General features: G+C 58.7%; 11 protein-coding genes. 3 read left to right on the top strand and 8 right to left on the bottom strand.

The genetic code is table 11. The features are described from left to right. Nucleotides 1–35 precede the first annotated feature (35 nt). The 5 genes from ABVT35_RS23230 to ABVT35_RS23210 all read right to left on the bottom strand — a co-directional run bounded on the left by ABVT35_RS23230 (nt 36) and on the right by ABVT35_RS23210 (nt 4,904). Entirely contained in the window at nt 36–1,037 is a 1,002-nt protein-coding gene (locus ABVT35_RS23230) for a hypothetical protein (protein ID WP_368469773.1), read from the bottom strand. Nucleotides 1,038–1,620: 583 nt separating this feature from the next. Then, nucleotides 1,621–2,457, bottom strand: coding sequence for an alkaline phosphatase family protein (locus ABVT35_RS23225; RefSeq protein ID WP_368469771.1), 837 nt, complete (start codon nt 2,455–2,457; stop codon nt 1,621–1,623). A 40-nt stretch (nt 2,458–2,497) separates the two neighbouring features. Continuing rightward, the gene (locus tag ABVT35_RS23220; RefSeq protein ID WP_368469768.1) at nt 2,498–3,154 is read right to left on the bottom strand and encodes an ureidoglycolate lyase; all 657 of its coding nucleotides are present in this window, start codon (nt 3,152–3,154) and stop codon (nt 2,498–2,500) included. Then, complete coding sequence (locus ABVT35_RS23215; protein ID WP_368469766.1) at nt 3,151–3,753, bottom strand: HD domain-containing protein; 603 nt, start codon at nt 3,751–3,753, stop codon at nt 3,151–3,153. Before ABVT35_RS23215 ends, ABVT35_RS23220 begins: the two co-directional genes overlap by 4 nt. Further along, nucleotides 3,750–4,904 carry a gamma-butyrobetaine dioxygenase gene (locus ABVT35_RS23210; RefSeq protein WP_368469765.1) on the bottom strand — a complete coding sequence of 385 codons (1,155 nt, stop codon included), beginning with the start codon at nt 4,902–4,904 and terminating at the stop codon, nt 3,750–3,752. Before ABVT35_RS23210 ends, ABVT35_RS23215 begins: the two co-directional genes overlap by 4 nt. A 139-nt stretch (nt 4,905–5,043) precedes the next feature. On the opposite strand from ABVT35_RS23210, the gene ABVT35_RS23205 reads away from it, so the two are divergent. Beyond that, nucleotides 5,044–5,919: a LysR family transcriptional regulator gene (locus ABVT35_RS23205; protein WP_368469764.1), complete on the top strand. Its 876-nt coding sequence runs from the start codon at nt 5,044–5,046 to the stop codon at nt 5,917–5,919. A 298-nt stretch (nt 5,920–6,217) separates the two neighbouring features. Continuing rightward, nucleotides 6,218–7,855: an acyl-CoA synthetase gene (locus tag ABVT35_RS23200; RefSeq protein ID WP_368469762.1), complete on the top strand. Its 1,638-nt coding sequence runs from the start codon at nt 6,218–6,220 to the stop codon at nt 7,853–7,855. On the opposite strand, the gene ABVT35_RS23195 is transcribed toward ABVT35_RS23200, so the two are convergent. The 3 genes from ABVT35_RS23195 to secA form a co-directional block, all read right to left on the bottom strand. Continuing rightward, nucleotides 7,856–9,133 (bottom strand): GNAT family N-acetyltransferase, encoded by a 1,278-nt coding sequence (locus ABVT35_RS23195; protein WP_368469761.1) that lies wholly within the window; start codon nt 9,131–9,133, stop codon nt 7,856–7,858. A 1-nt stretch (nt 9,134) separates the two neighbouring features. Then, nucleotides 9,135–10,556 (bottom strand): lipopolysaccharide biosynthesis protein, encoded by a 1,422-nt coding sequence (locus tag ABVT35_RS23190; RefSeq protein WP_368470436.1) that lies wholly within the window; start codon nt 10,554–10,556, stop codon nt 9,135–9,137. 450 nt (nt 10,557–11,006) lie between these two features. After that, on the bottom strand, nt 11,007–13,751 hold the full coding sequence (gene secA / locus ABVT35_RS23185) for a preprotein translocase subunit SecA (RefSeq protein ID WP_368469760.1): 2,745 nt from the start codon (nt 13,749–13,751) through the stop codon (nt 11,007–11,009). A gap of 287 nt (nt 13,752–14,038) precedes the next feature. Here secA and ABVT35_RS23180 point away from each other — a divergent pair, with 287 nt between their 5' ends. Then, nucleotides 14,039–14,896 carry a peptidylprolyl isomerase gene (locus ABVT35_RS23180; RefSeq protein WP_368469759.1) on the top strand — a complete coding sequence of 286 codons (858 nt, stop codon included), beginning with the start codon at nt 14,039–14,041 and terminating at the stop codon, nt 14,894–14,896. Nucleotides 14,897–14,920 lie beyond the last annotated feature (24 nt).

Below are 14,920 nucleotides of genomic sequence, written 5' to 3'. Positions count from 1 at the left end.
GAAGTGCCTCACATTGTGGCGAGGCCAGGTTTCCGTCAGCGGCGGACGTGCCGTTTCTTGATGCCTGTTTTATGCAGCAGCGGATTTGAGACATATGTTCTGAAATGCTTCAGGCCGAGCCGCACTGCACCGCCCGTTGCCCGCAATTTTCTGAGCAGGTAGTCCTTTCGCCGAAAATCGTAGCGGCGGAAAAAGTCCCGGTGTGATGCTTGCTTCGAGCGTCCCAGTTTGGCGAGAAACGGCTTGTCGATCGGCAGATGAAGGATTGCGGCATTCGAGGCATGCTCGAAGGGGCGCTGTATGAATCCCGGCCTGCTGCAATTCCAGTGGCGCGCGACGATGCCCAGTGTTCCTGCATCCGCGACCTGAATTCCATCAAGCTTCAACAGTTCGATGGCCGCCGTGGTCAGTGTCTCGTCGCCCACGTGATGCAGATCGGATATGTGACGGGTGTAGTTATCGTAGACGCCTTCGATTTTTTCGACCAGCCGGCGGTAGAATAACGGCGGCGCACATATGAACTCGCCGCCGTACCATCGGCCTTCGGATTCATGTCCGTGAATTTTCTTGAGATCCTGCCGTAGCCGTTCGGCTCCGTGCGTCGGGATCGCCTGATCCGATATGTCGTAACACATCGGCACACCGAGCTCGATATTGCGGTCGAAGGATGCCGGGAACGCATTGACGCAGATGGCATCGAGATCGACGAGTGCAGCATAGGGCGCATCGAGGCCTGCAAAGTACCGGTAGCAATCGATTTTGTGATGTGCGGAATAAAAATCGATGCCGGACGGGATCTCGGTGACAAACGGTATTTCCCGGATTTTCAGCCTGCCGCCGATTGCAGCCGCGGCCCTGTTGATGGCCTCGCCATTGTTCGTGATCACGGTCAGCTCCCTGCCTTCAAGAGCAAGGGAGTTCGACAGGCACACGGCGCAGCTGACATACAGCCGGACCTGATCGTCGAAGTCAGCAGTTTTTACATTTACCGCCGAATGTTCTTTTTCCTCGAGGTGAAGCAGGCTGTAGAACGACATCCAAAACAATCTATGATTTCAAGCGGCCAGACAAACGTCAGAATCACGATTGCCGACACTATGCAAATTTCTCCCGACAATCAAAAGCGCGGGCTTGCGCCCGCGCCTTTCACTGTGTGCTCAGGTCCGGAGTAAATCTACCCCAGTGGTCCGCCATTTGCGCCACACTTCCTGTCGGAGGTGGCGTATTCAACGATGCGCCGTTGCGGTCGGCATCGAGAAGTATCGAGTTGGCGCCATCCTGATTTTCAGGCTGACGTCGGGGTATGTTCATTGAGGATATCGGCAACCATGGTGCAGTCTGCGCAAACCAGCGCGCCGGTTATTGCGGCACCATAGGAAGTTTTCGATTTTACGCTATGAAAATCCACACCCCAAAAATCATTTCCCCGAGGCCATACATCAGCGTTGGATAGCAGGTGTCAATTCAAATAGCGTGTAACATAGTCACGGTTCCCGTCGCATCTGCCGAAAGACCGTAACCGTGGCCGAAGGGCAACATTATTGCATCCGGAAATTGAAGGTTTCCGGACTTTGTAACCGGATCGGCACCGCTATATTTTTCAATCGTTCATGACGAGCCCTAGCGCTCGAACAGCGGCGGCGTTGTCATGGAAGCGGGAATTTGTGCACCCGTGCGCGACAGGATCGTTGGGGCGATGATGCGCTGGTCGAGCACGATTTCGCGATCCGGCCCCGTTGCACTGCCGAAATAGTAGAACGCCGTATCGCGCACGGCCGCCTCGTCTCCGCCATGGGCACCTTCCGCGCTCATCCCGTGGTCGGCGCAGACAAACACCTCATAGCTTGCCTCGAGCCACGAGGGGATGGTTCGAGACAGTGCATCGTCGATAACGGCGGTCTGCCGGCGATATTCTGCTGAATCGCCGCCAAAGGTGTGGCCGAGCGTATCGGCACTGCTGGTGTGGAGCAGAAGATAGTCGGGGCTGTGCCGCTCAAGCAGCATGGTTGCCTGGGCGCAAAGGTCGATTTCGGCGGGCGCGCAGGCATTTCGCTTGCCGTAGCCTTCCATGGAGTAGTAACGCGCATGGGCGATCGGCGCATCCGGGTCGTCCACTTCGCAATGGAGAAACGGATCGAAGGCGCTGCCGCCATAAAGCGTGTGAAAAAAGGAGTGACCAACCACAGCGGCGGTTTTGCCCTGTTCTTTCAGGGACGAAAAGACGTTTGGCCTTTGTGACGGACGCAGGGAATGATTGGACATGATCCCGTGGTCGACCGGCGCAAGCCCCGTATGGATGGTTTCGTACATGACAAGAGAAATGGTCGGGAGGCACGAGCGCATTTTCCAGCGCTGCGCGCGGCCCGCCTCGAACGAGGCCTGCAGGAAGCCGCATTGGGCGACGCAGGTCTCATAGCCGACGCCATCCATGATGATCAGTGCAACTTTTTGGGTCATGGGCCTATGCCTTTTATGTCACCGCAGGGAGGCGTGTTCTCTAAAAAGATTTGCGCAGCGGAACAGAAAGGTAAATCCCGAATTCCGCCCCGACGTCACAGCTCACGCGGGCGTGGACACGCCCCTGTCTGTCGAGAAATTGCTGCCGGTCCTCGACCGGAAAGATTCCTTCGTGCCAGATGTTGGGGTGGATATACAGGCCGCGCGATCCGTCGCACCAGAAGGCGACCACCTTGTCCGGCGTCAGATCGTCGCCTGGAAGTGCCGCGGGAACGACAAAGGGCTTGTTTTCCAACGGAAAGAACAGCTGTCCGCCATCGGGATGATAGTTCATGTGCCAAAGCAGCACCTGTTCGCGCGGTACGGTTTCTGTCTCGGTGGAAGCGGTTTGAGGGTCGGCCGACCAGCCAAGCACATAGTTGCCGTTTACGGCTTCATTGGATCCGTAAAGGACATCGCCTTTCCATTCACCGCTGAATATGCCCTCGACCCATCCGGCCTCGTCTCCCGTGCCTTCGTCGATGGGGCGCCAGCCCTGTGCCGGCCAGCGGACGATCTCGATTTCGAATTCTTCGGGATTGTCCACCAGGAAGCCATAACCCTCAACCGTCTCGTCCGTGGCCTCGATAAGCGGCACCTTGTGAAGGCCAAGGGACGGCTTTTCCTTCGGCTCAAACATGTAATTGGGCGCGTTCATTCCTGCGGGCCCATACTCATATGTTCATCGACCACGCGCTGCAGCATCGGTGCATAATGGGAAAAGGGCGGCGTCTCCATACCGGGAACCTTGCCTTCCTCGTCCCAAATGCGGACCTGGATGATGGCCTCGAGATTGGGGTTTTTGGCGAAGGCTTCGACCTCTTCCTCGCTCATCGGCCCGCCCTGCAGGTTGAGCGTGTGGACGGAAGCCGCCGACAACCGGTCGAAATAGCCCGGATCGGTTGCGCACAGATAACGCTTTGCAGCGACGTGATAGCGCACGCAATCGGTTACAACCGACGGGAAAAAGGGTGCCAGCACCGCAGCGCCGGCCTCGTCGTGGTGGTTGTCGACACCCTTTTCGAGCGCATCGTCGGGAAATTCGTTCGTATAGTGTCCGATATCATGCAGCAGCGCGGCGGCAACCATGTGGTCGCCGGCGCCGGCCTCGTCAGCGAGTTTTGCGCCCTGAAGCATGTGTTCGGACATGGTGACCTGTTCGCCGAGATAGGAATCGGCGCCGCGTCGTTCGAAAATGTCGCCGATAAAATCAACGATATTGCCGGCGGAAAGACTTGAATAGTCAGGACGTGTCATTCGGCGGCCTCCATGTTCCGGATTTCCAGCGCGGCAAGCGTCGAGAGCAGACCGTCCTTGTCGGCGTAGCAGCCCTGCAGCCAGCGCGAGCCGGCGCCGGAATAGCCGTTGCGGGCGTGGAGCACGCGGGTGTTGTCGACGATGAAGCTCTCTCCGGGCTCAAGTTTGAAGGCGACACCCATGGCCGGGTCGTCGATGATGTCTGCAAAGCGGCGATAGGCGTCGTAGTAGGCCGCCATGTGTTCATAGGGTACATCGACGATCGGCGCGGCGGAACGGTTGTTGAAGCGCACGGCAATCAACTCACCATCCGGGGAAAGTTCGATCATCGGCCGGCGCGAACGCAGTTGCACACCCTCCGAGCCGGCATATTCGAAGCGGGCGCAGTGGCCCGAAAGCAGCCCGAAGCCCTCCGGGTTTTCCTGGCGAAGCCGCTGTGCCACCCGAAACCCGTCGACAACGATGGAATCACCGCCCTCTGCGGAATTTTCGAGGCAGTAAAGGATCTGAAGTGTCGGCACCGGGTCGCGGTAGGGATTGTCCGTATGGGCCTGGAGACCCAGCCCGGTATAGGCAAGATTGGTCGGATTGACCTCGGTGCGAACCTCAAACCACTTGCCGTAATTGGTTTCACGCACATAGCCGAAGGGCTTGACGACCTCGAGCAGGGATCCGCTTTCCGTGGGACCGTCGGCCAGCCGCGCAAAGCCGAAACGGCGAATGTCGGCCAGCCAGTCGCGCAGCGCATCGGGATCGGAATGGATAGCGGCAAAATCACCGGTCGGTACATTGTCGAACGATGTGCTGTCCCAGGTTTGGATTGTTTCCGCCAGCCAGCCTGCAGGCTTTGCCGCCTTCGTGTCATAGGCGTTGGCCTGCAGCCAGGGGGCCGGATAGGTGACGGATTTATCCTCTGGCGTGAAGATGACGGTCAGGGTCTGTCCATCGGTGCCGGCACTTTTAATGCCGACATTTTCGGGGATATCGGAAAGCGTGATGAGACGCTGGCCATTGCCCGGTGCGCGGGTTTCCTCGTCGAGCGCGTTGTCGCGCAACCAGACCGCATGAAAGCGCGGGTTCGTTCCGTCGCTCAAATACAGCTGAAGACCGGAACCGTCCTCAAAGGCGGTCACCGACTGAATGGTGATCATCGTACCCTCCAATGTCTTTTGTTCGAAGCTGCGGCGTATACCGGTATGCGGTCCTGCCGTGCCTCTTTTGCTCGACCCTAGTTCTAATCGTGCTATAAGCACAAGAAATGGATATTGGTATCGAGACCCCAAATAGATTATGACTGACAAGCGAAGCGAGCAGCAATTGCCACCGCTTGAGTGGTTGCGCGTCTTTGAAGCGGCGGGAAGGTCAGGCAATTTCACGGCGGCGGCGCAGGAGCTCGGCCTTACCCAGGCCGCAGTCAGCCAGCGGATACGCAACCTCGAACATCGTCTGGGAAAGGCGCTGTTTGTGCGCAAGCCCCGGGGTGTGGAACTGACGCTCGACGGCGAGGCGTATCTGCCGCATGTTCAATCGGCGCTAACCGCACTTTCACGCAGCACCGCTGATCTTTTTTCACCAGCCGTCAGCGAAATCACCATCGCCGCCATGCCCTCGCATATAGAGCTGATGGTGCTGCCGCGGCTCAAACCGTTCCTCGCCAAGCACCCGGGCCTGCGCGTGACCTTTGTCTCGGCTCACAGACAGCGTGATTTCGATGACGCGAAGGCTGATATCCACCTGCGTTACGGCAGTGGCAACTGGCCGGGAAGGAAGGCGGAGTTGCTGCATCAGGAACTGCTGGCGCCGGCGGCGGCGCCGTCGCTGCTGCAAAAGGGTGAGGAATGGCGTGAAAAACCGGTTATTGAGCTAAGCGGCCCGCGTTCGGGGTGGCGGGCCTGGTCGGCGGCAACCGGTTCGCCCGTACCGCTGCGCTCAAGCCTGCATTTCGATTCCTTCGATCTGGTGCTGAATGCAGCCATAGAAGGACTTGGCGTGATATTGGCATCGCTGCCGCTGTCGGAGGCGGCGCTTGCGGCGGGTGATCTGGTGAGACTGCCGGAACCGCACTTTGTCATGGATACCGGTTACTGGCTTTCATGGGAAGCCGAGCGGCAACCCTTGCCGGTTCACCGCGAACTTGCGGCTTCGCTCGGCGCCAGGCTTGCCTGAGGCGCGGAAGGCTGTCTTTCCGTCACTGCGGCAAGCTGCCGCCGTTGATTTGAGCAGGCCACCTTCCTATATCTTAAGTGTTGCTCCGCCACTCGGCAGGATAGTGGACCGACTTTTCGGCCATACCGCATCGTATCGATGTAATTGCGCATCCTGCCCGGAACGCCGGACCCCTTGCGGGGTTGGCGATCTACGGGCGGAGCAGCCAAATTCCCGACATATTGATCTGTTGCCGTACCGCGCTTTCATTCGCGATCGCCAGGCCCTATAAAATTGCGCACCGCACAAGGAGACGTGAATGCTGCCGGTTCGCGATAACTATGAAGATCTGGTCCGGGATTTTGCCTGGGACATCCCCGAGCAGTTCAATATGGGAACCGCGGTGTGCGATGTATGGGCGGAGCGCGAACCCGATCGCGTCTGTCTGATGCACTACCGGCCGGACCGGGAGCCGGACAGGCTCACCTACGAGATGATGCGGACACGTTCGAACGCGCTAGCCAACGGGCTTGCGTCGCTCGGGATTGCCCGTGGCGACAGGGTTGCGTTGCTGCTCCCGCAGGGTTTCGAAACTGCCATTGCGCATATCGCCATATACAAGCTCGGCGCCATTGCCGTGCCGCTAGCGCTTTTGTTCGGTGTCGATGCGCTCGACTACCGACTGAAGTCCTCCGGGGCAAAGTGCGTCGTCACCAATGCGTCGGGAGCTGCCAAGGTCAGTGCGATCTCCGACCGGCTCGACCAGCTCAGCTCGATCATCTGTGTGGATCAATCGCCCGGAACCGTGTCGTTCGATGCGCTTGTCAACGATTTTCCCTCGTCATTCGAGGCGGTGGAAACGCATTGCGACGATCCGGCGCTGATGATCTTTACGTCAGGGACCACGGGGCCGCCCAAAGGTGCGCTGCATGCACACCGGGTGCTGCTCGGACATCTTCCCGGCATCCAGTTTCCGCACGAATTCCTGCCGCAGCCGGACGATCTGTTCTGGACGCCGGCCGACTGGGCCTGGGCGGGCGGATTGTTGAACGTGCTGATGCCGGCGCTTTATTTCGGCGTACCGGTGGTCTCGTCCGCGGCGCAGAAATTCGATCCCGAAACCGCGTTCCGCATCATGGAGCAGACGGGCGTGCGCAATGCCTTCATTCCGCCGACCGCGCTCAAGATGCTCAGGACCGTCGAAAAACCGGCGGAGCGTTTCGAACTCAATCTGCGCACCATCGGCTCGGGCGGTGAATCCCTCGGCAAGGAAACCTATGAATGGGCAAAGCGCGAACTCGGCATCACCATTAACGAGTTCTATGGTCAGACCGAATGCAATCTGGTTCTGTCCTCGTGCGGCAGTATCGGTGTGACGCGGGCCGGTGCGATCGGCCTCGCGGTGCCAGGGCACACGGTCGCCATTGTCGACGAGAACGGTGAAGAGGTTGCTGCCGGAACGCCCGGCCAGATAGCGGTCAAGCGGCCCGATCCGGTGATGTTTTTGCGGTATTGGAACAACGAGGCGGCAACGCGGGCGAAATTCGTTGGCGAGTGGATGCTGACCGGCGATCAGGGCATACAGAGCGAAGACGGATTCATCGAGTTCTTCGGCCGCGACGACGACGTTATCACCTCGGCGGGCTACCGTATCGGACCCGGTGAAATCGAAGATTGCCTGACGGCGCATCCGGCGGTGGCACTGGCCGCCGCAGTGGGCAAACCCGACCCGCTGCGCACCGAAATCGTCAAGGCTTATATCGTGCTGAAGCCGGGGCAAATCCCGAGCCACGCGCTGGCCGGTGAGATCCAGGACTGGGTCAAGGTGCGGCTGTCGGCGCACGAATATCCACGCGAGGTGGAGTTCGTCAAAACGATGCCGCTGACGACCACTGGCAAGGTCATCCGGCGTGAGCTGCGCGACCGGGCAATCCGCGAGACCCGCAGCTATAGCTGACTATCTGCTCTTGGTCATGTTGCGCAGTTTTTCGCGCACGACGCGGGCGATGTTGCGCGTGTTCTGATAGAGATGCAATTGTGTCGTGACCTGGCGCACGTCACGGTCCTTTGACGGCGTAAGTCCGATGACCAGTGTTCCCATCTTGCAGCGTTCACGCCACAGGCGGCTCATCACCGGATGATCGGGAACAGCGCATGAATCAGTCAACATGATGTTGGGATCATCCAGATGGGTGCCGGTCAGATCGTCCATCAGCAGCTGGCCTGGCGAAAAGGCGCGATACTCTTCGTTGTAGGCTGTTTTCCATGTGTATGCGGTGCCGCTCATGATGAAGACGATCATTGAAGCAATGGCTTCGCCGTTAAGGTTCAGCGTGTGAATGCGGACATTGTCGGTCTCGGCAAGGTCGGTGATTGCCTCACGGGCAAAGGCCGCCCGGTAGCGGTCGACGACCATGGCCGTGCGTCGGCGGCCTTTCCAGCCACTGGCTTCAAGGGCGAGGAACTCTTCCAGGCGATGGCGGATTTCATCCGGCCGGCGGGCGACGTCGTAGCTGAGAACGCCGCGCTGGGCGAGCTGACGCCGCAGGCGGCGGCGGTCACGCAGATGCTTGGCTGAAAGGGACTTCTCCAGATAGGCCGGGCCGTCGAGCAGGCTTTGCAGCATAGGCCTTTCGAATAACTCGGCCTCGGCGACCGGCAGGTTGCGGCTGATGGCGACGGCGCGCAGCAGCTGCACGAATGGACCTTCCAGCCGGGCGCTCGGAATGACCAGCACCGACGGCAGGTTCAGTTCGCCGCTTGCCAGTGTTTCAAGCAGATTATCCAGCGTCTCGGCGGCATCTTCCTGGTCGAGCAGCGGCGTTCCGAGCGGACCGTAGGGGTTTGCCCAGGAGCGGATGATCGGCGCGCCGATGGAAAATCCAGGCCGTTCGATGGAAAACGGCATCAGAAAGCGCATGCGGCTGCGCTGTGCATCCTCGTCGCGCATGATCATGAGGCGTATCTGCTTGTCCTCTAGGCGCGGCATTGCGGGGGCCATGAAGCGCGCGGAAAAAAACACGTTCGGTTCGAGGGCACGGTGGGTCAGGAAGTCGAGCTCCGGGCGCAGATCATAACCGGCCCGGGCAGGGTAGATGCACAAATGACGTGATGGCTTGCCGCTTTCAACCGAAACCTCGGCGACCGGACGCTCCACCGTCATGCCGGCAATCTTTGTTACCGTCGTGGCGCCGGCGCTTCCGGGTTCACCTTGCAAAAACGGGTTCGAGGACATTTCAGCCTGCCTCACTATTGGCCGCGATCCTTTGCGGCTTGCTTAGTACGTTCATGTTGATGCCCAGCCGGCTGCGAACAATGAAAAACAACAGCAATGCTTCAGCGAACATCGCCGTCATTGTCGCTGCGGCCGCACCGTTGATTCCAAATTGCGGGATGAGCACAATGTTGCCGGCAACGTTGACGGCAAGCACCGCGAAATAGATCAGGGCGCAGATTTTCTGCTGGCCGGTCATCGTCAAAAGCGCTTCGCCGGGACCGATAAAGGCCTTTGCCGCAATTCCAGCGAAGAGAATGAACATGACGGAATAGCCGGCTGCGAAATCGGGGCCGAACAGCGACAGCAAGAACGGGCCCAGCAACAGGACCACGCCGCCGACTGCCAGGGAGGGCCAGAAGGTCCAGCGCGCAGCACTTACTGCGAAGCGTGCCAATTCGTCAGATTTTTCTTCGGCCACCAGCTGCGAAAAGCGCGGGGTCATGCCGGCCTTGACCGCAAAAAAGACGAAATGGACCAATGCCATCGTCTTTGCGGCGGCAAAATATGTAGCGACCTGGTCGGGCTGCAGAAACAGGCCGACCATGACGACGTCCGAATTGGTCAACAGGAAATAGAAGCCTTCAATGAGGAAAATCGGCAGTGCGATCTTCACCCAGTATGCAAGATGGACCTTACGGGGCCCCGGTTCATACCGGCTGCGCAAGCGCCGTCCAAGAATGATCAACTGACCGGCCGTTGTGGCATATGTGGCAATGATCGCAGCGATCAGTGCGGTCTTGGCGCTTGCGTCGAAACCCAGCACCACAGCAGCCACCATGGCAAGCGGTATCAGGATCGGGCGCACCAGATATGTCGGTGTCAGGGCCTGTACGACCCAGCTGTTTGCCCGCGCGGTTCCCTCCATCGCATCTCCGAGCGCGATCATTGGCAGGAGGATAGCGCCGAGGACGAGTGGAGCCAGATAGTAGACGGGCATCCGGTCGCCGAGCACATAGAGCAGGGCAATGCCGATGGCGGCGACCAGGCTGGCGGCGGCCAGCGCAACCAGGCGGGTGGTGAAGGTGATGCCGCGTATTTCTTCAATCGCGCCACTGGAGCGGTATTGTGGCAGGAAGCGGATAATGGCTGTGTGAAAGCCGAGGCAGGACAGGTTGCCGGCGATAACGGCCATTACCCAGACAAAGACAAATATCCCGTATTCGAACTGCCCCATGAGACGGGCAAGGAAAATCTGCGACAGAAATGCGATGCCGGCGCTCATGACGCGAATGACAAACGCGATCAGCGACATGTGGCGGGCCTGATGATGCCCGTCCTGTCCATTGATTTTCTGAAGCAACCGGTCGAGGAATCCGGAAACAGTCCGCCGGACCTGTTGTTCCGGCGCGAGCGTTTTTTCTGCCGTATTTTCCACCGTCATACGCACGGCAATGACCAACCCATACTCGATACTGTCCTGCAGTATGGCGCATGGGCGTTAAGAAACGGTTGGAATCGGGGGTTTTGCACGGGAGAAAAGCGAATGCGTAATTCCGGACGTCCTGCTCTAACCATGTCCATTCCACCTGATGTCTGCCGCGCGAACGAAAATTAAGCAAAACAGACCGCCGATAATGACCGCCGGCGTATAGCCGATGCCGCTGGTGGCGCAGTGCTTAATTCCCTCAATATGCCGGATTTTCGGCCATCACAGGGGTGTGGTCCGCGCAGGTTGAGCAGCGTGGCTATTGCCTGTTTCAGGCAAGTGGGTAGGGATTTTGTCCAAAATGCGAAAGCGGCCGGAAACCGGCCGCTGCTGCTAAATACCGTCGTTCAATAAATTGTGAGCGGCACCTTTGCCAAAGCAGGTTTCGCCCAAAGGCCGGCCGGTCTATCCGAATGACCCGTGGCAGTGCTTGTATTTCTTGCCGGAGCCGCAGGGGCAGGCCTCGTTGCGTCCGACCTTGCCCCAGGTCGCCGGGTTGTTCGGGTCGCGTTCCTCTGCCGGGACGGTTCTGTGTTGGGCCGGTGCAAGGGCAAGGCCACCGGCTTCGCCTGCCGGTTCCATAAACTCGTCCTGACCGGTGGAGGCATCGACATGGTGGCCTTCCATTTCTTCCGGCGGCGTCGGCTCAGGTGAATCGGCCGCCTGGCGAACAAGTTCAACCCGCATGAGTTGCGCGGTTACCGTCTCTCTCAGATTGCCAAGCAGGCTCTGGAACAGCTCGAAAGCCTCGGCCTTGTATTCCTGCAGCGGGTCGCGCTGCGCAAGGCCCCGGAAGCCGATGACCGAGCGCAGATGGTCGAGATTGACGAGATGTTCGCGCCACAAATGGTCCAGCGTCTGCAGGACGATTGATTTTTCGACATAGGTCATCACTTCGGGGCCGAAACGCTCGGCCCGTTCGCTCGCCGCCTTTTCCGTCGCTTCGGTAAGACGTTCGCGGATATCGTCCTCGGCGATACCTTCTTCCGCGGCCCATTCGGAGACAGGAACCTCGAGATTGAGGAATTTCTCGGTTCCCTCCTTCAGCCCTTCAATGTCCCATTGTTCGGCATAGGCCCTTTCGGGAATGTGGCTTGAAACGAGGTCGTCGATGACGTCCTGGCGCATATCCGCGGTTGTCTCGGAAATATCTTCAGCGTCCATCAGTTCGAGCCGCTGCTCGAAAATGACCTTACGCTGGTCGTTCATGACGTCGTCGAATTTGAGCAGGTTTTTGCGGATGTCGAAGTTGCGGGCCTCGACCTTCTTCTGGGCCCGTTCGAGCGCCTTGTTGATCCATGGGTGGACGATGGCCTCGTCTTCTTTCAGTCCCAGCTTTTTCAACATTCCGTCCATACGGTCGGAACCGAAAATACGCATCAGATCGTCCTGCAGGGACAGGAAGAATTTCGAGCGGCCGGGGTCGCCCTGACGGCCGGAACGGCCACGCAGCTGGTTGTCAATTCGGCGGCTTTCGTGGCGTTCTGTCGCCAGAACATAAAGACCGCCTGCTTCCAGCGCTTTTTTCTTCAGGGTCTGTACTTCAGCTCGGATCTGTTCTTCCTTCGACTTGCGCTGCGCTTCGTCTTCGACGTCGGCCAGTTCATTGGCAATGCGCATGTCGACATTGCCGCCGAGCTGGATATCGGTTCCGCGGCCGGCCATGTTGGTGGCGATGGTTACGGCGCCGGGCACGCCGGCCTGCGCAACGATCATCGCTTCCTGTTCGTGGTAGCGTGCGTTGAGAACCTGGAAACCCTTCAGGCCCTCCTTGCCGAGACGATCGGCAAGAAACTCGGACTTTTCAATGGATGTCGTACCGACAAGAACCGGCTGGCCGCGTTCGCTCGCCTGCCTTATTTCCTCGACGATCGCCTTGTATTTTTCATCGGCGGTGCGGTAGACCTCGTCGTCTTCATCGGCGCGCTGGATCGGCAGGTTCGTCGGCACTTCAACGACATTGAGGCCGTAGATATTGCCGAATTCCTCCGCTTCGGTCGATGCCGTTCCGGTCATGCCCGCGAGCTTGGAATACATGCGGAAGTAATTCTGGAAAGTGATCGATGCGAGTGTCTGGTTTTCCGGCTGGATGGTCACCTTTTCCTTGGCTTCCAAGGCTTGGTGCTGACCTTCCGAATAGCGGCGGCCCGGCATCATGCGGCCGGTGAACTCGTCGATGATGACGATCTCGTTATTGCGGACGATGTAGTCCTTGTCGCGGGCAAAAAGCTTGTGTGCCTTGAGGGCGTTGTTGATGTGATGGACGATGGCGACATTTTCGACATCGTAGAGCGATTCACCCTTGAGGAGGCCCGCTTCGGTCAGCATGCCTTCGAGCTTTTCGGTTCCTTCTTCGCTGAAGGTCGCCGAACGCTGCTTTTCGTCGATCTCGTAGTCGCGGTCTTCGAGCAGCGGAATAAAGGCATCGACGGTGTTGTACAGCTCGGAACGGTCATCCAGCGGACCGGAAATGATCAGCGGCGTGCGCGCTTCGTCAATAAGGATGGAATCGACCTCGTCGACGATGGCGTAGTTGTGGCCACGCTGAACCATCTGGTTGCGCTCATATTTCATATTGTCGCGCAGATAGTCGAAACCCAGTTCGTTGTTGGTGGCATAGGTTATGTCACAGCCATAGGCCGCGCGGCGTTCGTCGTCGTCCATACCGTGCACGATCGTTGCCGTCGTCATGCCGAGGAAGCTGTAAACCTGCCCCATCCATTCCGCGTCGCGGGTGGCAAGGTAGTCGTTCACCGTTACGACGTGAACGCCTTTGCCCTGAAGGGCATTCAGATAGACCGGGAGCGTTGCGACGAGCGTCTTGCCTTCACCGGTCTTCATCTCGGCTATTGAATTTTCGTGAAGGATCATGCCGCCGATGAGCTGAACGTCGAACGGACGAAGTCCGAGGGCCCGTTTGGCAGCTTCGCGTACCGTGGCGAAAGCGGGAACCAGAAGGTCGTCGAGCGATTTTCCGTCGGCGAGCTCCTTGCGGAACTGATCGGTGCGTGCGGCCAGTTCTTCATCGGAAAGGGCCTGCATGTCGCTTTCGAGTGCATTGATGGCGTCGACGCGCGGTTTGTATGAGCGAATAAGACGCTCGTTTGAAGAACCAAACAATTTGCGGGCGATACCGCCGAAGCTGACCATCAATATGGTCCTTTCTTGCTGGTTGGGCGGTCCTCAAAAAGTCACTGGTTTGGCCTGCCGGTGGCCCGATGACGCCGTTTTGAAGCTGATCCGCCCTAAACTGAACTGGACGCGAGATTGCGTGACAGATAAGAGGGGGGGTGATCGATGTCAACGGCGCTGTGGCTGCGTCGGATTTGGCTGATTGTGGTGGGCGGCAGGATTCTTGCTTGTGACAGAGCGGAAATCGGCTATTGAATGTACATGGCGGCCGGTCGGCTGCCCAACCCAGAAGAGGTTTGTTGATCATGCAAGTAACATTGCAATTGCGTGCGAGTTTGGTGGTGCTGGCCGTCTGCCTGAGCTTCGGTGCGTATGCTCAGGATACGGAAGACAAGGTGATCGCGACGATCGGCGGCAAGCCGGTCTATCAGTCCGAATTGACCTTTGCCGAAACCGATCTCGACCCGCAGTTCTCGCGCTTGCCGGCGGATCAGCGAACCGCGGCGGCGCTTTCGGCACTGCTCGACATTAAGTTGATCGCCCTGCAGGCGGAAAAAGCCGGTCTCGGCAAGGACGAAATGTTTCAGCGGCGGCTTGAATTCCTCAAGGACCGCGCTCTGCATAATGAATATTTCCGGGCAAAAGTGGTAGACGGGCTGACCGAAGAGGCGGTCAAGGACCGCTACGAGAAGGAAGTTGCCGCGACACCGCCGGAACAGGAAGTCAAGGCGCGTCACATTCTTGTCGACAGCGAAGAGCAGGCCAAAGCGGTAATTGCCGAACTGGAGGCCGGTAAGGACTTCATCGAACTGGCCAAGGAAAAATCCACGGGACCGAGCGGCCCGCAAGGCGGCGATCTGGGTTATTTCACCCGCGGCAGAATGGTACCGGAATTCGAAGAGGCGGCCTTTGCGCTGGAGACCGGCGGCTACACGAAAGAGCCGGTCAAGACGCAGTTTGGGTGGCACGTGATTAAAGTTGAAGACAAGCGCGACACACCACCGCCGCAGTTCGCGCAGGTTGCCGACCAGATCCGCAGGGTGTTGCTGCAGGAACAGTACCTGGCCCTTATTCAGGAGGCGCGTGCAGCAATCGACGTCGAAGTGACGGACAAGAATCTTCAGGATCTTTTGAACGCGGTCAATCCGCCTGCCAATCAATAAATCGAAAGCTGTTGCCGCAATTCA

Source organism: Hoeflea sp. TYP-13 (assembly GCF_040932035.1).
In the GTDB taxonomy this organism is placed as follows: Bacteria; Pseudomonadota; Alphaproteobacteria; order Rhizobiales; family Rhizobiaceae; genus Hoeflea_A.
This window is presented reverse-complemented; position numbering and strand designations above follow the sequence as displayed.